Genomic DNA, 22365 nt, shown 5'->3' on the forward strand with positions numbered 1-22365 from the left:
ATTCGCCAAATCTTTTGTCATCGTTTTGTTACCTTCTTCTTTTGACAAACGATTACAATGGAATAGAGGTGCTCTTTTTCATCCTAAAAAATGAGCCGGATCACACGCCTCCCGGCCTCGTCGATTGATTTTTGCAAGAGGAAAGGCTATCATGTGAAAAAAACGAAACCCGGACGTTCGGACCACCGCTTGGGGAGTGACATATGACGATGAAGAGAAAAGCGGCGGCGGCTTGGCTGGCGCTGGTTTTAGGCTGTACGGGCTGCGGCTTCATGGAGCAGCCGGGGGCATATATGCGGCTGCCGAAGCTCCCGGCCGAGCAGGAGGCGCTGAAGCTAACGATCGAACGGTCGCTGCCGGAAGGCGCGGCGTTGATCCGCCCCCGTAAGGCGGAGCAGAAGGGAGCGTTCTCGCTGATCGATTTGGACGGTGACGGCAGCGAGGAAGCGGTGTTCTTTTATAAGATCAAAAACAAGGAACAGCTGAATGGCGAAATATGGAGAATGAAGGATGGCTCGTGGCAGCGTCTTGACCGGTTCGAGGGCGCCGGCTTCGAGCTGGATTCGCTGACGTTTGACGATGTGGTGCAAAAGGGGCGGAAGGACGTTATCGCGGGCTATTCGACGGGAGCGGAATCGGCCAAAGGCTTGGCGGTCTATTCCTTGGAGGCCGGACGGATGGTGAAGAAGCTGGAGCTGCCGTATACGGACTATGTCATTGACGATCTGAACGGAGACGGAAAGAAAGATCTAACGGTCATTGTACACGACAGGGGAGTGTCGTCCAACGCAACCCTCTATCAATATGATAACGAGCTGCGCAAGCTGGGAAGCGTCCGTTTGGATTCGACCGTAAACGATTATTATAACGTGCTCGGAGGGCGCGTGTCGGCGGACAAGCGGGGTGTCGTGCTCGATGCTTCGGTAGGCGCTCATTCCTCGAATACCGAGCTGCTTGTGTACGAGGGAGGGAAGCTCAAACGGGCGCTAAATCCTCAAACGACCTACAAAGCTTACTCGGGCAAAAGCGAAGACGCCGACGGCGACGGCATCATCGAAATATCCGGCATGTACGATCCGCCAGGCTACGAGAACGAGGCGATGGTCAACATCCCTTGGATCGAGACGTTTGCCAAATGGGACGGCGTACGGGGACTTACGACGGTGCTGGAACGTTATTTTAACGGTGAATACGGATATACCTTTGACATTCCGCCGGAGTGGAAAGGCCGGTTTACGGTGAAGAAGACAGAGGGGGCCGTCCGTTTCGTGAATACCGGGGACGGGAAGCTGCTGGCCGAGATTCGGATATTTCCGCAGGCGGAATGGACGGAGGACAATAAGTCATGGACCGTATTGAGTCGGACGATGGATCAAGTGTATGCCATCGATGCGAACGGGGCGGCTTATCGAAGCTTTTTCCGCTTGCTATCGGAAGCAAGAGCCGAAGGGGGGAACCAGACGCATGGGTAAAATACTTATTCTGGAAGACGAAGATTCGATCCGCAGCTTTGTCGTCGTCAACCTGAAGCGGCAGGGGTACGACATTACGGAGGCGGTTACCGGAGACGAGGCGCTGGCACTGCTGAAGCAGGACGATAGCTTCGATATTGCGCTGCTCGACGTCATGGTGCCGGGAATCGACGGCTTCGAGGTATGCCGGCGGGTGCGGGAATTTAATGAGCGGATCGGCATCATCTTTCTGACCGCCAAAGTACAGGAGCAGGACAAAGTGATGGGGCTGTCGCTCGGAGCGGACGATCATATCGGCAAGCCGTTCAGTCCGGGGGAGCTGATGGCGCGCATCGGGTCGCTGCTGCGCCGTGTCCGTAGGCAGCCGGCCGGCGGGGAGGACAGCGGCACGCTGCGCTCCGGTCCGTTCGAAATTCATCCGGAGAAAGTCGAGTTCCGCAAAAACGGAGAACGGATCGATCTGACCCCAACCGAGTTTGCTTTGATCCAGCGCCTGATCGAAAAAGAAGGCTCCCCGCTGAGCCGAAACGATCTGCTCGATGAGATCTGGGGCGTCCAATACATCGGAGATCCGAAAATCGTCGATGTCAACATCCGCAGGCTCCGTCAAAAAGTAGAGGAGGACCCGTCCGCTCCGAAATTCATCGAGACGGTATGGGGCTTCGGCTACCGCTGGCAAGGGCGGGACGCCTCGACATGAAGCTGCGGAGAAGTCTGAGGCGGCAGGTCGTCATGCGCTTTTTGGGGATCGTTCTGCTAACGCTTATTCTGATGGAAGGCGTCTTTTTCTTTGCCGTCCGCCAGTTTTATTATAACGGCATCGCCAATGTGCTGACCAACCATGCCGTCGTTTCGGCGAACTTTTACGCCAATTTTGCGGGGGATTTGTTTTACAATAATTTGAGCCAGCATTTGAACCGCATGGTGCAGTATTTCGCTTACGAAACGGCGGAGCTGGAAATTGTGGACCGTAACGGCACGGTGCTGGCGGCATCCAGCGGTTTTGCCGTCCAGGAGAGTATTCGGACTAGCGATGTGAAGGAGGCTTGGTCGGGCCGGACGGGGGTGTGGACCGGCAATCAAGCGGTAACCAACGAGCGCGTGATGGCGGTCTCCAATCCGCTCGTCTATCAAGGGCAGACGCTGGCGGTGATCCGGTATGTCACTTCCTTGACGGAGGTAGACCGGGTGCTGCGCACGATCTACGCCGTATCGGCGGGTGTCGGCGTCGTCGTGCTGCTGCTGGTGCTGCTCGTCAGCCTTCCCTTCGCCAATTCGATCGTCCGACCGATCAAACGGATGACGGCTGCATCCGCCGAGATGGCCAAAGGCCGCTTCGATGTACGGGTCAACGAATCGTATGACAACGAGATCGGCGAGCTGGCGGGGACGTTGAATTATATGGCCCGCGAGATCGTGCGCAGCGAAGCGCTGAAGAACGATTTTATTTCTTCCATTTCTCACGAGATTCGGACGCCGCTAAGCAGCATTAAGGGCTGGAGCGAAACGATTCTGACCGGCGGCATGGACGACAAGGAAGAGACGCGGCTCGGGCTCGGCATTATTACGAAGGAAACCGACCGCTTGATCGGTCTCGTCGAGGAGCTGCTTGACTTCTCCAGGCTGCACGAGAAAAGCATTACCCTTGATCTCGCCCGGGTGCCGATGAACGAGCTGCTGGGGGAGGCGGTGCTGCAAATGCGTTCCAAGGCGGAGCAAAAGCGGATCGACCTTCAATTGAGCGTACCTTCCGAACCTGTGACGGTCATCGGGGATACGAATCGGCTGAAGCAGGTTTGTTTGAATTTGATCGATAACGCGCTCAAATTTACCGGGCCGGATGGACACATTGCTATTTCTCTGGAGCGGGAGGACCGGGACGCCGTCGTGCGCGTTGCGGATAACGGTATTGGGATATCGCGCGAGCATTTAGGAAACGTCCAAACGAAGTTTTATCAGGCGGACCCGAAAGCGGAAGGAACCGGCATCGGACTCGCCATTTGCCGGGAAATCGTCGACCTGCATCAAGGCGCGATTCGGCTAGATTCGGCAGAAGGGGAAGGAACGACCGTAACGGTCCGTCTGCCGTTGGAAGAGGCTGAGGCTCAGGGGGCGGAAGTCTCCGGCACGTCATTTGACAAGCCTGATTCCAATGGGGGATAATGGAAAAGATCGAGGCGAATCCGCATCCATTCGCACGTTCGACTTTTTCACTTTCTGGAAAGGGAGGATGAATGATGTCTTACGATGTAGCGATTATCGGAGCAGGACCTGCAGGAGCAAGCGCTGCCCTCTTCACGGCGAAGGCGGGCAAGAAGACGCTGGTGATTGATAGCGATCAGAGCATTACGAAACGCGCTTGGGTGGAGAACCACTACGGCGTAGCGGAGATTACCGGGCCGGACCTGGTGGAGATCGGGAAGAAGCAGGCGGCCAAGTTCGGAGCCGAGCTGGTACAAGGCAAAGTCGTCACCGTTGCGAAGGAAGGCGAAGGATTCCGCTTGGAGACGGAAAACGGAAGCTACGAAGCGAAGCATGTCGTGCTCGCCACGGGGCTTAACGCCGAGCTGGCGCAGCAGATCGGCGTAAATACGAAGCCGGGAACCGAGCCGAGGATCAAGACCGTAGTCGACGCTACCCCGGAGGGCAAGACGAACGTGCCGGGCATCTGGGCGGCCGGGACCGCAGCGGGCGTGAGCGTGCATACGATCATTACCGCGGGCGACGGGGTCAAGGTTGCGATCAATTTGATCAGCGAACTGAACGGCGAACGGTATGTCGACCATGACGTGTTGAAAGCGTAAATGTGCAAAAAGGCGGCCTCCAGCTATGGAGGGCCGCCGTTTTTTTAGAGTTTATACTTCATTTTCGGCTTCCTGCGGGCCATCGGATTGATTTCCTTTTCGCGACAGGCTACATTTGTAGCTGTCCAAATGCGCAATCTGAGAGGGTAGCAAGGGGGCTGGTCGATAGGGCTTAAAAATAGAGGAACCCGGATGCGTTATTAGAATGCTTTGGGCTGTTGACGAGTACATAGCGGAACTCAAAGTGCTTTAACCTTGTCGAAAAATGTTCAAGCTGCCGAGAACGAAGGCATTAAGGTATTTCCGGTTCCGCTATTGAGGATATGCCGGCGAAGTTCAATCGAATAACGCACGGTATTTCCTCTATTTTGTCATGGACCCAAGTTACAAACGCCTGCGTTCGACAACCCGTCTCTCCGCCGATAACTTTCTCGGGTCGTAACTCGCCATTCGTAGATCGTCACTTGTAACTATCCTCTGTGATACCCATCGCTTATATCTCTTCAATTTGTAACTCCCCACTCACGACTTGTAAAGTCCAGTGCTGCTTATAACTCTCCAACTCGCCACTTGTAACTTTCGTCGCTAAGGAACCCTTTACACTTGCGCCGAAAGTGCGGGTCAGGCCGATTCAAGGGTTGCTTTAAAAGCAGCAGGAGCAGGGCTCCTCCGACGTGATTCATTCTCTGGATCGCTCTACGAGCCGGGCCGCTTTATCCCGCACCCAATCAAAGTTGCCGGCGGCAATTTCCTTCAGGTTCACGAGCGAGCCGCCGATGCCAACCCCGTAGCAGCCGATCTTCATAAACTCGGCGATGTTATCCTCGTTTACGCCGCCGACCGCCATCATTGGGATGTGATTCAGCGGGCCCATCAATTCCTTGATATAGCCGATTCCGAGGCTGGCGCCCGGAAATATTTTCACCGCCGTCGCTCCGGCTTTCCATGCTTTCACAACTTCCGTCGGCGTCATCGCTCCCGGGAAAATCGGAGCGCCGCGCTCCGCAGCGTAACGGATCACCTGCTCGTCCGTGTTCGGAGTAACCAAGTACGACGCCCCGGCGTCCAGCGCTTTCTGTGCGTCGTCCACGTCCACGACGGTCCCCGCGCCGATGTACATCCGTTCCCCGAACCGGGCTTGAAGCCGTTCGATCATGCCAAGCGCTCCCGGCGTGTTCAGCGTCACTTCCATGACCGGCACTCCGCCGCTGACCAGCGCATCCGCTAATCCCTCGATATGCTGTTCCTCCACGCCGCGCACAATGGCGACGATCTTTACTTTCTCGATCAACTGCAGTCCTTGTTCCCGATTCATCCGCTGTATCCTCCCGTTATGACCTGTTTTTATCCTGTTATCGCAGAGATAGGCCGCCATTTCATTGACTTCATTATACCTGCTTTTTTTTAAATGCCAACTGTGCTAACCTGTACTTTATGGAAATCATGTTTAGGAGCTGATCTGAAAGATGAGCGTTAACGAACCGATCAAATTAACCTCTTATTCTACAAAAGGCGGGTGCGGCTGCAAAATCGGTCCCGCGGATCTGCAGCAGGTGATCCGGACCCTTCCGCCGGCGACGCCCGACCCGAACCTGCTCGTCGGTCTCGATACGAGCGACGATGCCGGGGTGTACAAGCTGACAGACGAGCTGGCGCTGGTCCAAACCGTCGACTTCTTTACGCCCATCGTCGACGATCCTTACGCTTTCGGTCAGGTTGCGGCGGCTAACGCGCTCAGTGACATTTATGCGATGGGCGGGAAGCCGCTAACGGTGCTGAACATCGTGGCCTTTCCGATCAAAAAGCTGGATAAACAAGTACTGGCCGACATCTTGCGCGGCGCGGGCGATAAGGTCAAAGAAGCCGGAGCGACGCTCGTAGGAGGCCACTCCATTGACGATAACGAGCCGAAGTTCGGTCTTGCCGTCACCGGACTGGTGCATCCGGCCAAAGCGAAGACGAATGCGGGGGCCCAGCCGGGGGACAAGCTGATCCTGACCAAGCCGATTGGCGTCGGCATCCTGACGACCTCAATCAAGAAAGACGCCCTTAGTCCGGAAGAAATCGAACGGGTCACCAAGGTAATGACCACGTTGAACAAGACGGCTGCGGAAACGATGGAGCCGTACGACGTGCACGGCTGTACCGACGTGACCGGCTTCGGACTTCTCGGCCATGCGGCCGAGCTGGCCAAAGGCAGCGGCGTAGGCGTGCGCATCGGGAAGGCTCAAGTGCCGGTGCTGCCGCGCGTCCGCGAGCTGGCCGAGGCGGGCTTTGTCCCGGGCGGTACCAAGAACAATTATGCGCACCTCGAAGGCACCGTCGCCTTCGCCGAATCCATCGATCAGTTTGATCAATGGATCCTCTGCGACGCGGTGACCTCTGGCGGGCTGCTGATCGCCGTCGCCGCGGACAAGGCCGACGCCCTGCTGGGCGACTTGCGCCGCGCAAGCGTCGAGGCTGCGATCATCGGCGAGACGACTGCCGACCATCCGGGCGAAATCCGCGTTCTGGAATCGCTGTAAGCAGCCGCCTAGGACGTGCAGCTATGCTGCAGCACGTCCCATATGAAGTAAAGGAGCGAGGACGCGTTGCAACAAGACATTACCGTGCAGGAGCTGCTGCGCCTGCATCAGGAACGGGAGCTGACGCTCGTCGACGTCCGCTCTCCGGGAGAGTTCAAAGAATTTACGATCCCCGGCAGCTTGAACATACCGCTTTTCGATGATCGGGAGCGGGCGGAGATCGGCACAACCTATAAGCAGATTAGCATTGAAGAAGCCAAGCAGCGCGGGCTTGAGATCGTGTCCGCCAAGCTTCCGGCCTTCATCCGGGAATTTCAGGCGCTTGGTCCGAACAAAGCCGTTTTCTGCTGGCGGGGCGGCATGCGAAGCCGGACGTCGGCCACGCTGCTGTCGCTTATGGGCATCCGGGCCTACCGGTTAGCCGGAGGCATCCGGGCCTACCGTCAGTGGGTCGTACAGACGCTTGAGTCGTTCGAGCTCAAGCCCAAGGTCGTCGTCATCGCCGGTCATACCGGCACCGGCAAGTCGCTGATTCTCCACAAGCTGGCCGAGCGGGGCTACCCTGTGCTCGATCTTGAACGGATGGCCGGACATCGCGGCTCCATCTTTGGGCAGATCGGACTTGTGCCGAACAACCAAAAGACGTTCGAATCGCTGCTTGTCCACGAGCTGCTGCGCTATCAGGACCGACCTTTCGTGCTGATGGAGGCTGAAAGCCGCCGAATCGGCCGGGTGGTGATGCCCGGCTTTTTGGCAGAAGCCAAAACAAGCGGCATCCCGATCCGGATCGAGGTACCATTGGAAGAACGGATACGGCACATCGTACAGGAATATCGGCCGGAGGAGCACGCGGAAGCCTGTCTCGCCGCATTTCGGCAAATTCACCGCCGGCTTCATACGCCAATTGCTGCGCAAATCGAGCGGCATCTGCTGGATCATGAATTCGAGGAAGCCACGAGGCTGCTGCTCGAATATTACTACGATCCGCGCTACGAGCATGCGGAAGAAAGTTACACCACGGAGCCGATCCGACTCCGCGTCCGTCATGCGGATGAAGCCGTGCAGCGAATCGAGCAAGAGCTGAAGCGGCTGTTCTAAGCCAAACTTTAAAGCCCGGGCAGCCGGGCTTTTTTTGCTGCCTTTTTTGGCAAGCTCCTCGTCCTTTTTTCCGGAAGTTGTGTCAAAATGGGCGCCTCCGTCTTATACTGTACTATCTCATAGGCATTCGTCTAGAAGCGGATGGGATGACGGAGGTGAAGGCCATGTGGTGGCAATGGGGAGTGGCGGCCTGCATTTTTGCATTTCTGGTGCTCATCGGGCTGGCTATACGCTTCGCGTATTTGGCGATTCTTGCGCTGAGGCGTGCGGAGACCGCGCTTGACACGATGCAGCAGCAAGTACGGCAAACCGCGGAGAGCACGGAAAGCTTACTTCTTGTGTCAACCGAGGTTATGCGGGACCTGCAAGGCAAAATGCAAGCGGTCGATGCTTGGTTTGCGGCAGCGGAGGAGACGGGAGAAGCGGTACAGCGTGTATCCCGAATCGTGAAGTCCGTATCGCAGTCCATAGAAAGCACGGCACTTGAGGCGCGCAAAGCGTTACATAGCCATCGGGATACCGCAAACGACCTGATGGAGCTGACAGCCTCTGGCCTGCAGCTCTGGCATCGCCTGCAAGCTTCCAGACCCATGAAATCAAAGGAGTGAAGAACGATGGCAGCGGAAAAAAGAAATAAGGATTTGCTCGTCGGAGCCGTAATCGGCGGTGTGCTTGGTGCGGTGACGGCACTGCTGTTTGCGCCTAAATCCGGACGCGAGCTACGCGCCGACTTGAAAGAGGGCTATCATCAGGTGAGCGAGAAGACGCAGCAAATCGCAGGTGACGTTGCGGAAAAATCGAAGCGGATCGTCTCCGTCGTATCGGATAAAGCGCAGGCTGCGGCGGAAAGCATCGGACGCACAACGTCGGAGGTGACGGGAAAAGCGAAGCAGGCGACGGTTCAAGTGAGTCAGGAAGTGAAATCGTGGCGCAGCAGTAAACCGGAAAACGGTACAGACGATGTAGCTGCAGCCGAAGCGTCTATCGCAGCCACGACGGTGGAACGAGAGGAGCACTAAAGCTTGACTTGCAAAAAAAAGGGATCTTCGGCGTTATGCCCAAGATCCCGTTTGATTTTGGCGTATTTTTACCATTTGGACGGATCGATCTTGTTTGGGTCGAGTCCTTCCCAAATGTTTTTAATATTGGCTTTGGCCGGGTCTTCGAACACCAGCCAGGCGGTAGGCAAATACCGCTCGCCGTATTCGCTGGATGGCTTGTTCAAGATCTGGTTGTCCTTGACTAGTACGGTTGAGGAGCCGCCGTCCAGATTGGCCGCTGTCACCGCGCCATGCTCCAGAAAAATGTTCTGGATATCGTACAACGTCGCCCCGATGCTGTATCCCGGCTGGCGTCCGTCGATGATGGCGAACATGATGGTGCCGTCGGCTTTTTGCGCCATCGAGGTGCGGGGAGCGATCCCCCAGCCGTCGGCCTGATTTTTGATCATGCCCACGCCGTTAACGATAAACTTGGGAGCAAAGGTGACTGCTTCCTGAACGCCCATCTTGATCAGCTCGTTCGGTGTATATTTGCCCGCAATCAGCTTGCCTTCCTTATCGATGGCAACGATGTGATTGCGCGTGTTCATGCCGCCGTCGTTATAGAAGATCTTTCCTCCCGACATGACGAGGCCGGTCGGCTGAAAGCCGTTGCCTTTCCATTCCGGATCGACGAACCCGCCCGCATTGACGCCGGCAATGGCCCCCAATCGTTTAACCATCGAGGAAACCTTTTCTCCCTTGCTGCGTGTGCCCGGAACGGCGATGCGCAGCGTTTTCGGATCGTTCACGATCAGCAGCTTGCCTTTAAAATTTTTCCCCTCAATGTCTTCTACTTCAACCGGAGGCTTTTTTTCGACAGCCGCTGTCGCTGGTTTATGGTCTACACGAACAAGGTCCTTATCCTTGATTTCGGAATACGTGTCGAACTGCGCCCAGTACCGGTCAACCCGTTTTTTGAGCTCTTCCTCGCCGATGAGGTATTTCGCCCAATCGCGATGCTGTGTCGAAATGATCGTATCAGCCATCATCAAGCGCAGATTCGTGCCGGTTTCCGTTAGAAAAAACCACAAGCTGAACACACTTCCGAACAAAAACATGAAAAAGAACGTATAAAGTGTAATTGAGGCCAAGGTGGACGAACGCCGTTTCTTCTTTTTAACCGGCTTCTTTTTTTTCTTTGCGGCAGCGGCAGAGGTCGTTTGAGTACGAGGACTGCCGGGCATCGGTACGGACATAATTCAAATCCTTTCCATGGTGGTTAGACTCCATCCTCCTTTATAAACGAAATACAGCGAAAAAAGTTGCATGAAGAAAACTTAAAATGTGAATCTTGTCGCAGCCTTGGGAAGAACGGAATTCGAGCTGCTTCTTAGCGGAGAAGCTGGTAATCGTCCGTTTCTTTGTCGATGTGTGTAATAAGCCCTTCGGAAAATTTAGAGGCGTTATTGGAGGAAGAGGGAGGGTGGCTCAAAAGGCGAGAGATAATCGACCTTCGCGGGGCGTCGACGGGCATGGATAAGGCTGGCAGATCTACGGACTACCAGCCCAGAAAGCCAAGGCGTTATTTCTTAAGAAGTTCTTCCGGTGTTTCTGGGCGGTTCATAGTTAATGAATTTGTTCCTACAAAAAAAGCGGCCAGAGCCATTAGCAGTGAGTTTGCAATAATAGCTAATTTTTTTTTCAATGCGGTTGCCTCCTCTCAAAATAATTAATAATTTTGTAGGAAAATCGTGTTGTTAAAACTGCTTGTATCATGAAGGCGGCAGTAAAAACTGTAGATTTGATAAAAAAGTTACTGAATATAATTAGTAATGTAATTATTTTCAGTAAAGGGTAAAATTTTTGAGGAATTCGGCTGACATCTTTAATATTGTTAGGGGCTGTAAACAGCAAGATCATAAAGGAAATAGTATTAAGATACATGGATATTTCTGTATACTCAGATGGTACATTGGCGATAGTTGTAAAAATAAAAATTGAAATAATACAGCAAGCCAGCGAAGAAGATAAATGAACTCCTCCGCTAACATAGCGAATCAACAAAAATATACTTATACCAATAAGCGTTTCGTCGAAACGATTTGTAAAAACGGATATCAACAAGGAAAAGATTATAGCAAGACTCGTATTGATTGTTAAACTCAACGCATATTTTAAAGCTATTTCTGATCCGGCATGTTCATTATGCTTTCGTATAACTTTTGCCAAGTACGTTGCCATTGAATCGATAGGATTCATCTCTTGGATAGCCTTTCTCTTCTTGCTTTCCATAGTTTTTGATTATGTTTATACGAAAGCACGATACCAATAAGAAAAATGATTGCCAATATGATTGGAATTGCAACATGGTATTTTAATTCTCCGAATATTAAAGTTTGCACCTGAAGTGCGAATACGCTTATGATAAGTATAGCTGACAACCAAAAATTGTATTTTTTCATCGAATCATTTATTGTGAAGTGAAAGCCTATTTTATAGCGTTGTAAAAAAAGGATTAGCAACACTTGAAGGGCTGTAACAACTAATTGCCAAGTAACAAAGTGAACTAGATTGGTCTGTATTAATTGCACTGACGTTAAATTCATCTGCATACCTATAGCAGTGACAACACCTTCGAAAATGGCTGTTGCAATATTGGCAATGATGCACATGAAAAATGAAAAAAGAATAGGAAGTCTAAAAAATAAGGTTAGCAGCACGATTTCGATTACAAATATAGACAAAAAAGCATAGTTAAATTGTCCCAGAAAATCACGTACATAAAACGAAACTAAAGATAGAATTAAAGCGATAAAAAATACTTTATGTAGTGCATATCGAAAATATATACGGAAAGCGGATAAAACCAACAACACCATTGCGAAAAATTCAATAGTCGTAGACACCATTTTTACAAGAAAAGTAACCATGAGGAATCCCCTTTGAAAAACTATTAGTTAGATGGCTATTACAATTCATGTGGTAAAAAAGTCCTATCATAATACTAAATTGTTTTTGGAAAACTTTAGAATCGTTTACTTCAAGATAAGTTTAATATACACATAATAAGTACACAAGAAAATTTTTGTCGAAAATTAGCGAATTTTAACTGTTGTATATTATCCGTTTAATGTTCTTACTAAAATGGAAATATAGTTTAATGAGGCATGAGCTAGCATCGCCGGGAATAGATTGCCTGCCTTTTTGTAAACGAAGCAAAGAACCATTCCAACTAAAAAGTAAGCGAGGAAACGATCTAGATTTAAATGACCGATTGAAAATATAAATGATGAACCGATTGACCCTATCCAAAAGTTATACTGTTTATTTAAAAATCCAAATATAATTTTCCTATATACCGTCTCTTCTACAATAGGCGCAATAATAACGGAATTCACAGATACGATTAGATAGGAGTTTATTAAATCGTCAGTGACAATAGCACTAAACCCAAATATCAAAGTTGATAGGGCATGTGAAAAAATACAATATTTTAAACCATTAAAAGCTAAGCTATAATTTTGTATATTTCTTATAATTTGATTGAAATTGATTAAGAGTATTTCATTTTTTAATAAGCAAAGGATTACGCTTAGAGTAACGATTGGCAAGAAAGAAACAGTAAATTTATTCAAGAAAAATAATATTGGGCCAGGTCCGGAAAATAAATAGAATACTATTAAGATATATGCATATCGTCTATTCATTTTTGTTACTCCTGTTAATGTTGATGATATGGACACCTCTCTAATTCCACAACTAATCTTCTTTCGAATCTTTTATATATAGATAGAAAATAATCAGCAGAAAAACGAAAAAAACTGCAAGCAGACTAAGAGAAATCCATTTTTCAAAATGAAAAAGCGTAATACTGAGCATTGAAATACCGTGGACCAAAATATGACGCATAAAGCAGAAAACAGACCGATGTGCTCCATGATACACTTCCTCCGAAATTAATATTTGTTTCATCTCTCCCCTTATGTATCCGACAGTTCTTTGACGTACAAGTAATGTATGAGGCCTATTAATAGAATCGTACCCATCCCGTAAGCTAACAAGGTCTGGGTCTCCCATAAATATAAAGAAGAAATGATGAGCATCATTGTAATAAGCCCGCTAGCCAATATAACAAATAGACTTATAGCGAAACGAATGTTTACCTTATGTTTTCGATTAAAGGAGATAAAAGTAAAGCCGACTCGTAATTTTAATAAAATGACAGTCACTACAAAATTTAAAATACTTAAGACACCAGCCGGGAGTAACGCACTTTTCTGAGCTAATAAAATGAAAGTTTCAATATGAAAACGACTAACAACCGCATGCAACAACATTTCGGAGATAATTACAAACAGATAAACAACTAAACTTACAAGAAATGCATGAATCAGACGAAGTCTGAAAAACGACAAAAGCATAGAACGGTAAAAACAGGTTGTAGTACGACTAATCCGAGAATTAAAAACTTTGTCTGAGTAATGATAGAAATTTGAGTCATGATGAGGGAACTGATAATTATGCTTTTAAGATGAGGTTTGATGTTTTGCCTGAACAGCGCCAGAGTCATGGTAAATAACGATAACCAGAATGCCACCGACAAAACCGCCAACAAACCAAGCTGCTCCATAGTACACATCCTTACGCCGTATTATCCTGCTTTTCGACAAACTCTCTAATCTATCACTACGTTTGGTTTAAGCAATCATGGCAAAGAAGCCCGGACTTTGGTAGTGTTAGAGATAGTGGACTGCACGTAACCAAAGCAGGCTTTTTTTGCTCCAAAGCTACAGTGTACAAGAGTCCGTGTTGAACTTCAAGCGACCTTATGCCATGTTTTGGCATAGGAACGGCTCGGTCCGAAGAGGGATGGAGCGATCGTCTGCAGACAAAGAGAGGATACGCCTAATGACGGTTGACGTTTATAGCGGAGCATGGTGGGACGAATTTAGCGCCTTCTTTTCGAATGAAGACTTGTGGGATAACGGCAGCCGAAGCTTGCTGCTAAAATATTTTGCGAAATTTGCGGTCCGGGATGGAGGGCGGCGCGTGCTTGACGTCGGCTGCGGGCCGGGGACCGGTACGAAGCGCTTGAACGAGATGGGCTTTCTCGCGACGGGCATCGATATTTCTCCGGCCATGGTCGAAAGTGCCAAGGCAAGGCAGGTCAAGGCGTATTTATCGGATTGCGACCCGATTCCCGAGGAAGACGGGACTTTCGACTATGTCTTCTGCTGTACGGTGGTGGAATGGGTGCGGAATCCGTACGGAATGATTCGTGAAATGGCCAGGGTGATCAAGCCGGGAGGCGGAATGGTCGTCGCTTGCCTTGGTCCCGGTAATTTGCCGCACGAAGATGCGCTGAAGCGTCTACGGGGCGAGCCGACCAATTACAATATGCTGATGCCGGTCGAGCTGCATCGGCTGCTTTTGGACTGCGGGCTGAAGATCCGATCCATGACCGGCGCGCGAAGCCGTCATATCTCTCAAGAGACGTATGCCAAGCTTGATTGGATCACCAAATCGTACTGCAGCAATCTATGGATGATCGGAGCGGATAAGGAGGGAAGCTTGCTATGAACCTGGATCATTTCGGACAGCTCGTTCGCTCCAGGCGCGAAGCCGTCCCGATGCTGCAAAAGGAGCTTTCCGAGGGCATTTGTACCCGCAGTATGATTTCACGGATTGAAAATGAGGACTACTTTCCGCACATCACGATCGTCGAAAAGCTGCTGGACCGGCTTGGAATGCCGATTCTCGATTGGCTGGAACGGATGAGTCGGAAGGACCCCGACCAGAAAGCGCTGGGGCTTATTCTCGATTATCTCCAGGAGAGATACGAGAAAGAAAGAGATTACGAGACGATCCGGAAGTGGATGGAACAGTTGAAGGGGATACGGTTCGAGGTAAAACCGGTGTACCGGGCCGACCTGCATGCACTACAGGCATTTGTCGAAGACGTTCGGCAAAATTTCAAGGAAGCCGAGATCGAATACAAGCAATGGATTGATTTGGCCCGAGAGCTGCAGGACATTCCCATGCTCGCCGCCGGCTTAAACCGGCTTTCGTTCATGTATGTGAACATCGATCCGGGCCATGCCTCCGCATGGATTGAAGAAGCTTACGCTCTTGTGCAGCGGCACAGCGTTCCGCAGGAGCTTGCGATTTCGGTTCAGCTGACAATGTCTGCCTATCGCTATGGAATCGGAGAATACCATACCGCCATTTCGCTCCTTCAGGCTGTCAAAAGCAGGAAGAGGCTTTCCCCGATCTCCCGGTTCCGCTCGCATAATCTGCTGGGCAAAAGCTACCAGGCCGTTGGGAAGTATACGGATGCGGAGGAAGAATACAAGCAGACTGCCGCTTATTTTGCGTATCATCCGTCGTTTGAGCTGATCTTTAACAATAATATCGGGGATTTGTATGCTGATATGGGAGAGTACAAGCTGGCCTTCAAGCATCAGCGCCGTTCTTTGGAAATCGGAGAGGCGACCAAGCAGCCTTATTTTGTCGAGATCGCGCGGCTGCGGCTGGCGAAGCTGCATAACCGATGCGGAGAATACGAGGAAGCGGAGACGATCTGCCGCCAGATTATCGAGCAAAGCTGGAATAGCCGTAACATCCATATAGCCAAGCTGATTTTATCGGAAACACGCTTCGCTCTGGGGGACGAGAGCTGTACCGGAATGCTGCTGGAGGTCGTTCAGTTTTTTCAAGAGCAGCCGGGAACGGATTCCGTCGAATACTTGAAGGAAGCGTATAAGCTGCTGGCCAAAGTCAACATGGCGCCTGAGGATACGGAGAAGCTGTTTCGTACCCAGGTGCGAATTTATTAAGGGAGGTTACACTTTTAAGGGGGTGACAAATTTCGTAACGTGGATTAATTTGGAGTATGGTAGCAATAAAGAAGGACAAGCTCCAGGGCGAGCGGCTAAAAAACTATGAACACTCTCAGCGAATCCATTCTAAACGGGAGCCAGAAGCATAGAATAATACAAACCGCTATTTACTCGCGCTCTTACTGGCAGGATCGGATACAAAAATAGCCCGCGGCAGTCGTTCGCGCTCGCGGGCGGTGATAGGCACACTGGTGTAGGATGAAACTAGACGTTCTTCTCCGCTGTGGAGAAAGCTGCCGATTTGCCGCTTTTACTGAAGGAAAATTCCAGGCTTTTTTTGGTGTTGATCGCCACTTTGCGCAGAAGTTGTTCGTGGTATTTCCGTTGGCGGATTGCTGAGATGGTGACGTGCGGTCCCTCGCCGTTTTCATTAAAATAAAGCCGGCCGTGCCGTTCGTCATATTTGCGGATGTGATTGAAATTGACGTAAAGATCGGTGTCCATCTTCTTGAAATCGTTCTCTTCCAACCGGTCCAAAAAGCTGCTGAAATCAAGCAGCGACTCAATGCTCCTCGTAATTGTCGCTCCTTTCTGGTAATACGTAATTTCTTTCATGCCGATCTCGATGAAGTAAACGTTCGACAGGTCCATATCCTCGTTTTGCTTGGGGGCGAATGACGATGCAACATGACTGCTCATCAGATGCCCTGCCTTAATCATCAAGTCGGTATAGGGGTAGCCGTATGCAGCCGACAGCTTCTGAAGCGTGTCAGGCGACGGGGTTATTTTGTCATTGGTCGAACGATTTCGCTCAAGCTCAAGATCCCGAATGTAGGCATGGGAAAGACCGCTTTTGCGAGCCGCTTCTCGCAAAGACATCGAACCTCGAAGACCCTCAAGAAATTTTCCGAAATCGGGAATTGGTTGTCCCAAACCTGGTCACTCCTCTCTGAAACTATTGTAATGGACAAACGTATGAAAAGAAATAGCAATTTCTAAAAAAGCGTTTATCTGATGATCTGCCTCTTGACTCTATGTAATACGAATACTACATTAGAAGTAGCACACTTTTTTAGCTTTACAAAAGGGGGTGGGATTGTAATGAGAGACAAAGTTATGAACCGTTGGAGCACCTACGAACCCTACTATATTGAATTTAATGGTTATAAAGTAGCAGATATCGTCATTACCAGCCATGCGCTCAGCCGATGGTCGGAGCGTGTGGAGAACGAGCAGGGCGGAATTGAACATATTTGCTCCTTTTTGTGGGAAAGACTGAAGAACTGTAAAGTCCAACCTTATTATGCAAATGAAAAAGATGTTTACCTGATTGACGATGACCTTGTGATGGTCGCCGAGTTTGTTGAATTGAAGGATGAAACCGATATCGCAGGCAATCCTCTGCATAAAATGATTGTCGTGACGTTCTTGGGCCGCGTGTCTCAGGATATACAACTTCGTGATTTGAAAGCCTATTACTCCTGGCTGCGCCACACCCGTCGCATGACCTTAGTGAAACACGGAAGAAAACGCAAATAAGCGGCACTTGCCCATAACCATATTCATACGAAGGCTGGCCTCTACAGGTCGGCCTTTTCTTAACGATATAGAATTTATAAATTTTCAGCGAAGCTGAACAAATTCTATATCACAAGAAAAACTTCCGCTAAACCGCGGTCGCTCATCCATGAATAGACTTCGATAAAAGTTTTTCTTACATTTACTTTTAGTATACCATAATATACCAAAGGATGCGACGGGTTTTTATGTCGAATGCATAAATTCCTTCCACTCATGGGGAAAATTAGGGTGAGCAGGAAGGGGATGAAGCGTTATGGCCCGTGATTTGCCTATAGGCAACGGCAACGTGCTTATGAATTTTGACGTCCATTACAATGTTCGGGATATTTATTTCCCTTATGTCGGTCAGGAGAATCAAGCGCTGGATCATTTATCGCATTTTGGCGTATGGACGGCGGAAGATTTTTTCTGGATCGATCACCCGGAGCTGAAGAAGCAGTCCGGCTATTTGAACGATACCCTGATTACGAACGTCGACTGCACGCACGAGCGGCTCGGCCTCAGGCTACAGCTCCGCGATGGCGTGGACGTACAGGAGAATGTATTCATCCGTAAGGTGATCGTGGAAAACGACTGGGACCGGGAACGCGAGGTGAAACTGTATTTCCATCTGGACCTGCATTTGTACGGCAACGGCATGGGCGATACGGTCTACTACGATCCGGAATTAAGATCGCTTGTATTTTACAAGGGGCACCGGTACTTGTCGTTGTCGGGCCGGGGGCAGGATCAGAAGGAAGCGGGAATTACTTCGTATGCGACCGGGCAAAAGGAAATGAACCGGCTCGAAGGGACATGGCGGGATGCGGAAGACGGACGGCTCGGCGGCAATCCGATTGCGCAAGGGTCGGTTGACGGAACGGTCGAGCTGCTCTTGCGGGTACCGGCCAAGGGGGCGAAGGAAGCCTGGTTCTGGATTTGCTTCGCCCGGGAAGATCAGGAACTCCGCAAGCTGGAACGCACGGTCCGTTCGGCTACGCCGCAAGCGCTGCTGCAGCGCACGTACAACTACTGGGGGCAGTGGCTCGGACACGACCGGCACGATTTGAAGCTGCTTGAGCCGGACATCGCTTCCTTTTACAAACGCAGCCTGCTCGTGGTCCGCACGAATACGGACAACCGGGGGGCCATTCTGGCTGCTAACGATTCGGATATTTTGAAGTTTGCACGAGACACGTATTCGTACATGTGGCCGCGGGACGGCGCGCTGATCGCGCATGCGCTTGACCGAAGCGGCTACCATGCGCTGACGAAACGATTTTTCCAGTTTTGCAAGGGGGGATTGTCGGAGGACGGCTACTTGCTCCACAAGTACAACCCGGACGGGTCCGTCGGTTCAAGCTGGCACCCGTGGGTCAATGCCCGCGGCGAGAAGCAGCTTGCCATCCAGGAGGACGAGACGGCGCTTGTGCTGTTCGCGCTGTGGCATCATCACCGGCAGGCTCGGACACTGGACGAAGCGCGCGACGATTACGACAACCTCGTCCTGCCTTCGGCCGATTTTATAGCGCGGTATACCGATGCTTCGGGATTGCCGCTGCCTTCGCACGACCTGTGGGAGGAACGTTACGGCGTGCATTTGTTCACGGTTGCGAGCGTCTATGCGGGGCTGCTTGCCGCCGCGGGCTTCGCCGAGCATTTCGGGGACAAGCTGAGGGCGATGCACTACCGGGATAAGGCGGGCAGCGTGAAGCAGGCGGTCGAGCACTCGCTTTATTCCGAGGAGGAGCTGCGGTTTATCCGTTCGCTCTATTGGAATGACGAGAAGCAGGCGTACGAGCCGGATTTAACGCTAGATGCGAGCATGTACGCGATATTCGACTTCGGGATGTTTGAGCCGGACGACCCGCGGGTTGTTTCCACCATGAAAGCAATCCGTAAGCAGCTCTGGGTACAGACGGAAGTGGGAGGGCTCGCCCGGTATTCCAACGATTATTATCATCAGGTGACGAAGGATGTTTCCAAGGTGCCGGGCAACCCGTGGTTTATTTGCACGCTCTGGTATGCGGAATACGTGATTGCCGCGGCGAAGAGCGAAGCGGAGCTGAAGGAGGCGGAGGATCTGCTGCGATGGACGATGAGCCATGCGCTGCCTTCGGGGATTTTGGCCGAACAGGTGCATCCGTTCAGCGGCGAGCCGATGTCCGTTTCGCCGCTGACCTGGTCCCACGCGACGTTCGTCAAGGTGGTGCAGGAATATTTGGCGAAGCTGAAGCTGTTCCGGCACCAGGAACGGGGCCGCGAGGATCGAAGCGACGCGAAGCTGCTCCATGCGGCGGGGGAGAAGCGATGAAGGCGGTGCGCGTAACCGGCCTTGCACCCGCAGGTGGAGCGGGTGCCGGGGCAGCTTCGCCGAAGCTGGAGCTGGTCGAGGTCGAGCGTCTCGGGCGGCAGACGAAGACGGACGTGCTCGTCCGCGTGCTCTGCATCGGGCTTGACGGGACGGACCGCGAGATTATGAGCGAAAAGTACGGCGTGCCGCCGGCGGGCGAAACGTCGCTGACGATCGGGCACGAATCGCTTGGCGTCGTGGAAGAGGCGGACCCGGCCACGGGGTTCGCGCCGGGAGACGCGGTCTGCGCCTTGGTGCGCAGGCCGTGCGCGGAACCGGAATGCGTCAACTGCCGCAACGGGCAGCAGGACTTTTGTGAAACGGGGAAGTATACGGAACGCGGCATTCGGGGCGCCCATGGGTATTTATCCGACTATTATGTCGAGGATGCGAGATATTTGGTCAAGGTGCCCGCGGGAAGTCTCGCCTACGGGATCTTGGCCGAGCCGCAGAGCATTGTCGAGAAAGTATGGAACGAAGTGCAGCGCATTCAGCAGCGGCTCGTCTGGCAGCCGAGGACGGCGGTGGTGCTCGGCTCGGGGCCGCTTGGGCTGCTCGCTGCGCTGACGTGCCGGTGTCTGGGCCTGGATACCGTGGTATGGTCCAAGTCGCCGGACGATTCGATCGGGGCCGAGCTGGTGCGGGCCTGCGGAGCGACGTACGCGCGGGCGGAAGACGAAGCGGCCGCCCCGGCGGGCTCCGGGGCAGCTCCCGCCGTATCCGCGCTGGGAACGTTCCTGCAGCGAAACGGCCGGCGCGCGGACCTCATCTTCGAATGCACGGGCTACAGCCCGCTCGCGTTCGACGCGATGGCCGCCTTGGGGCCGAACGGCGTGCTGGCGCTCCTCGGGGTAACCCCAGGCAACCGGAGCATCCGGATTTCCTCCGATCAGATTAACCAGGAGCTGGTGCTGGAGAATAAATGCGTGCTCGGCTCGGTGAACGCGTCGCGCAAGGATTTTGAAACCGGGCTGTACCGGTTGAAGCAGATGGAAGCCCGTTTTCCCGGCCTGCTGGGCAGACTGATGACCGACCGGCTGACGCTTCAGCAGGTGCCACAGCTGGATTTCGGCCGGATCGCCGTCAAAGCCGTGGTCGATCTTGTACCGAGGGAGCAATGGTCCGGACTGGTCCGGCACGAAGCGGACGAGGTGGCGTACAGCTTCTCGGTGTAAGGCACTGTTTTTCTAACATGCGTAGAAAATAAGCGGACAGCGCCTTCTGGCAAAGGACTGTCCGCTTATCTTATTTGGGATCACGGCGAGCAACGATGAAGCTCGTCAGCATAACCAAACATACGAGTGCCGCGATCGCTCCTGCAACCGTCAAGCTCCAAGGTGCTGCCGGGGGTTTTTTTAACGTAGCCGATGTCGGGGGAAATGACGCCGTATCTGCGAGTCCCTGCTCCCACAGCGCAGTTCGGCCACAGAGGTGCGCGGTCAGCACCCCGTTTTTCTGGGCGGCGTAGACGAGATACGCCTCGCCTTGCTGCACCGGCATCCACATGGTACTTACCCGCACGTCGATTTTGCCGGAAGCGACGCCTTTCCAGGCTTCTGTCACCTCGAACGTGGTTGCTCCGTTTTTTCTCTCGCCAACGGCTTTGCCGTGAAATACGACCGTGCTGCGGGCGAATTCTTCATTGACGGACGGTTGTCTGGCGCAGGATAGCGCGTTTGCCTCTCCCACAGGCCATATCAGCCCAAGGACCCAGATCAGAAGCAAGGCTGCCGGGAAATAGCGTCTCATCGGGAACATAGTTCTCCTTTCCGCTCGGGTGTTGGAGTCTTCCTCCCCTCAAGACGCGCCAGTCCGCTCAAAGGTTGCTAGCCTTCGCAGTCGTACGGATGGACCTGATGGCTGAGACGGTATTCGGAGGGCGAGCGCCCGCAATATTTTTTGAACTGCTTGGAAAAGTACAGCGCATCGCCGAAGCCGACGGAGGAAGCGACCTGCTCAATCGTCAGTGGCCCCTGAAGCAGCAGCTTCGCCCGTTCCATGCGAATTTTCAACAAAAACTGCATGGGCGATAGGCCGGTGTGCTGCTTGAACATTTTGGACAGGTGCGTCCGGTGGTATCCGAGCGTTCGGCCCATCTGCTCGATGGAGATCGGCTGGTAATACTGCAACGTCAACCACCGAATCGCCTGTTCCACCTGCTGCTGAATAACGGAGCCTTCCTCTTTCGGCACCTCCTCGCGCATCCGGTCCTGTGCGTATTCGCCGAACATGAGGCGCAAGTAGCCGCCTGCTTGCATATCGCAGCCGGGTTTGGCGAGCTGCAGCGTCTTTTCCAATTGATAATAAAGCGCTGTCAATCGGCGCAGCCGGTCGGAGGAAATCACCGGTTTATCCGGGGAGATGCCGGCCTTGCTCAAAAACTCGGCCGCCCGTTCGCCCTTGAAGCCGACCCAGCGGTACGCCCACGGCTCCGAAGAATCCGAAACGTAGGTGACCAGCTCGCCGGGAAAAATAAAGAAGCTGCTCCCTCGTTCCAGACGGTAATCCCGATGCAGGCAGCGAAAATTGCCCCGGCCCGAAACGACCGTATGCACCAGATAATAGTCCAGCACCTGCGGTCCGACCTTGTGCTGCACCGCGGTCTGGGCGTGGCCAGCGAACAGCGCGGTCAGCTCGCCTTTGCCGGGGTGAGGGTTAAACGCCGCCTCGTGATAGACGTGAGCTATGATGGTACACCTCCGTCAGTTCTGATATGATGTAGACAAGAAAG

General features: G+C 52.3%; 22 protein-coding genes. 13 read left to right on the plus strand and 9 right to left on the minus strand.

The annotated features are described in order from the left end of the window. Positions 1–209 precede the first annotated feature (209 nt). From ET33_RS14580 to ET33_RS14595, 4 genes are all read left to right on the plus strand, one after another. A complete protein-coding gene (locus tag ET33_RS14580) occupies positions 210–1472 on the plus strand; it encodes a hypothetical protein (protein ID WP_051775350.1) in 1263 nt (420 codons plus the stop codon). Then, positions 1465–2172 (plus strand): response regulator transcription factor, encoded by a 708-nt coding sequence (locus tag ET33_RS14585; RefSeq protein ID WP_036682388.1) that lies wholly within the window; start codon positions 1465–1467, stop codon positions 2170–2172. Before ET33_RS14580 ends, ET33_RS14585 begins: the two co-directional genes overlap by 8 nt. Next, positions 2169–3635, plus strand: coding sequence for a sensor histidine kinase (locus ET33_RS14590; protein ID WP_036682391.1), 1467 nt, complete (start codon positions 2169–2171; stop codon positions 3633–3635). The genes ET33_RS14585 and ET33_RS14590 overlap by 4 nt, the downstream gene beginning before the upstream one ends. Before the next feature lie 74 nt (positions 3636–3709). After that, entirely contained in the window at positions 3710–4276 is a 567-nt protein-coding gene (locus tag ET33_RS14595) for an NAD(P)/FAD-dependent oxidoreductase (protein WP_036682394.1), read from the plus strand. A 679-nt stretch (positions 4277–4955) separates the two neighbouring features. On the opposite strand, the gene ET33_RS14600 is transcribed toward ET33_RS14595, so the two are convergent. After that, on the minus strand, positions 4956–5591 hold the full coding sequence (locus ET33_RS14600; protein WP_036682400.1) for a bifunctional 4-hydroxy-2-oxoglutarate aldolase/2-dehydro-3-deoxy-phosphogluconate aldolase: 636 nt from the start codon (positions 5589–5591) through the stop codon (positions 4956–4958). 151 nt (positions 5592–5742) lie between these two features. Here ET33_RS14600 and selD point away from each other — a divergent pair, with 151 nt between their 5' ends. The 4 genes from selD to ET33_RS14620 all read left to right on the plus strand — a co-directional run bounded on the left by selD (position 5743) and on the right by ET33_RS14620 (position 8918). After that, entirely contained in the window at positions 5743–6801 is a 1059-nt protein-coding gene (gene selD, locus ET33_RS14605; protein ID WP_036682402.1) for a selenide, water dikinase SelD, read from the plus strand. A gap of 66 nt (positions 6802–6867) precedes the next feature. Then, entirely contained in the window at positions 6868–7899 is a 1032-nt protein-coding gene (gene mnmH, locus ET33_RS14610) for a tRNA 2-selenouridine(34) synthase MnmH (RefSeq protein WP_036682405.1), read from the plus strand. Between the two features lie 164 nt (positions 7900–8063). Then, positions 8064–8507 (plus strand): DUF948 domain-containing protein, encoded by a 444-nt coding sequence (locus ET33_RS14615; RefSeq protein ID WP_036682644.1) that lies wholly within the window; start codon positions 8064–8066, stop codon positions 8505–8507. A 6-nt stretch (positions 8508–8513) separates the two neighbouring features. Next, on the plus strand, positions 8514–8918 hold the full coding sequence (locus ET33_RS14620; protein ID WP_036682408.1) for a YtxH domain-containing protein: 405 nt from the start codon (positions 8514–8516) through the stop codon (positions 8916–8918). 68 nt (positions 8919–8986) lie between these two features. On the opposite strand, the gene ET33_RS14625 is transcribed toward ET33_RS14620, so the two are convergent. The 5 genes from ET33_RS14625 to ET33_RS14640 all read right to left on the minus strand — a co-directional run bounded on the left by ET33_RS14625 (position 8987) and on the right by ET33_RS14640 (position 12589). Beyond that, positions 8987–10138, minus strand: coding sequence for a phosphodiester glycosidase family protein (locus tag ET33_RS14625; RefSeq protein ID WP_036682410.1), 1152 nt, complete (start codon positions 10136–10138; stop codon positions 8987–8989). Positions 10139–10464: 326 nt separating this feature from the next. Further along, positions 10465–10587: a cyclic lactone autoinducer peptide gene (locus tag ET33_RS38425; protein WP_127485958.1), complete on the minus strand. Its 123-nt coding sequence runs from the start codon at positions 10585–10587 to the stop codon at positions 10465–10467. Continuing rightward, positions 10584–11141 carry an accessory gene regulator B family protein gene (locus ET33_RS14630; protein WP_036682413.1) on the minus strand — a complete coding sequence of 186 codons (558 nt, stop codon included), beginning with the start codon at positions 11139–11141 and terminating at the stop codon, positions 10584–10586. Before ET33_RS14630 ends, ET33_RS38425 begins: the two co-directional genes overlap by 4 nt. Further along, the gene (locus ET33_RS14635) at positions 11138–11812 is read right to left on the minus strand and encodes a hypothetical protein (RefSeq protein ID WP_036682415.1); all 675 of its coding nucleotides are present in this window, start codon (positions 11810–11812) and stop codon (positions 11138–11140) included. Before ET33_RS14635 ends, ET33_RS14630 begins: the two co-directional genes overlap by 4 nt. A gap of 189 nt (positions 11813–12001) precedes the next feature. Continuing rightward, complete coding sequence (locus ET33_RS14640) at positions 12002–12589, minus strand: CPBP family intramembrane glutamic endopeptidase (protein WP_036682418.1); 588 nt, start codon at positions 12587–12589, stop codon at positions 12002–12004. Positions 12590–13790: 1201 nt separating this feature from the next. On the opposite strand from ET33_RS14640, the gene ET33_RS14655 reads away from it, so the two are divergent. Next, the gene (locus tag ET33_RS14655; protein ID WP_036682426.1) at positions 13791–14462 is read left to right on the plus strand and encodes a class I SAM-dependent methyltransferase; all 672 of its coding nucleotides are present in this window, start codon (positions 13791–13793) and stop codon (positions 14460–14462) included. Beyond that, a complete protein-coding gene (locus ET33_RS14660; RefSeq protein ID WP_036682428.1) occupies positions 14459–15718 on the plus strand; it encodes a helix-turn-helix domain-containing protein in 1260 nt (419 codons plus the stop codon). The genes ET33_RS14655 and ET33_RS14660 overlap by 4 nt, the downstream gene beginning before the upstream one ends. 267 nt (positions 15719–15985) lie before the next feature. Here ET33_RS14660 and ET33_RS14665 read toward each other — a convergent pair whose 3' ends face one another. Continuing rightward, complete coding sequence (locus ET33_RS14665) at positions 15986–16600, minus strand: helix-turn-helix domain-containing protein (RefSeq protein ID WP_235206714.1); 615 nt, start codon at positions 16598–16600, stop codon at positions 15986–15988. Positions 16601–16822: 222 nt separating this feature from the next. Between ET33_RS14665 and ET33_RS14670 the strand changes: the two genes are divergently transcribed. The 3 genes from ET33_RS14670 (at position 16823) to ET33_RS14680 (ending at position 20809) form a co-directional block, all read left to right on the plus strand. Beyond that, positions 16823–17260, plus strand: a complete 438-nt coding sequence (locus ET33_RS14670) for a hypothetical protein (protein ID WP_036682434.1) — start codon at positions 16823–16825, stop codon at positions 17258–17260. 295 nt (positions 17261–17555) lie between these two features. Then, positions 17556–19595 carry a glycoside hydrolase family 15 protein gene (locus tag ET33_RS14675; protein WP_036682437.1) on the plus strand — a complete coding sequence of 680 codons (2040 nt, stop codon included), beginning with the start codon at positions 17556–17558 and terminating at the stop codon, positions 19593–19595. Then, positions 19592–20809 carry a glucose 1-dehydrogenase gene (locus ET33_RS14680; protein WP_036682439.1) on the plus strand — a complete coding sequence of 406 codons (1218 nt, stop codon included), beginning with the start codon at positions 19592–19594 and terminating at the stop codon, positions 20807–20809. The genes ET33_RS14675 and ET33_RS14680 overlap by 4 nt, the downstream gene beginning before the upstream one ends. 70 nt (positions 20810–20879) lie before the next feature. Here ET33_RS14680 and ET33_RS14685 read toward each other — a convergent pair whose 3' ends face one another. Together ET33_RS14685 and ET33_RS14690 are read right to left on the minus strand one after the other, a co-directional pair. Beyond that, complete coding sequence (locus ET33_RS14685) at positions 20880–21383, minus strand: hypothetical protein (RefSeq protein WP_051775340.1); 504 nt, start codon at positions 21381–21383, stop codon at positions 20880–20882. A gap of 77 nt (positions 21384–21460) precedes the next feature. Then, the gene (locus ET33_RS14690; protein WP_036682441.1) at positions 21461–22321 is read right to left on the minus strand and encodes an AraC family transcriptional regulator; all 861 of its coding nucleotides are present in this window, start codon (positions 22319–22321) and stop codon (positions 21461–21463) included. Between the last annotated feature and the right edge of the window lie 44 nt (positions 22322–22365).

The sequence above is a fragment of the Paenibacillus tyrphae genome (genome assembly GCF_000722545.1).
In the GTDB taxonomy this organism is placed as follows: domain Bacteria; phylum Bacillota; class Bacilli; order Paenibacillales; family NBRC-103111; genus Paenibacillus_G; species Paenibacillus_G tyrfis.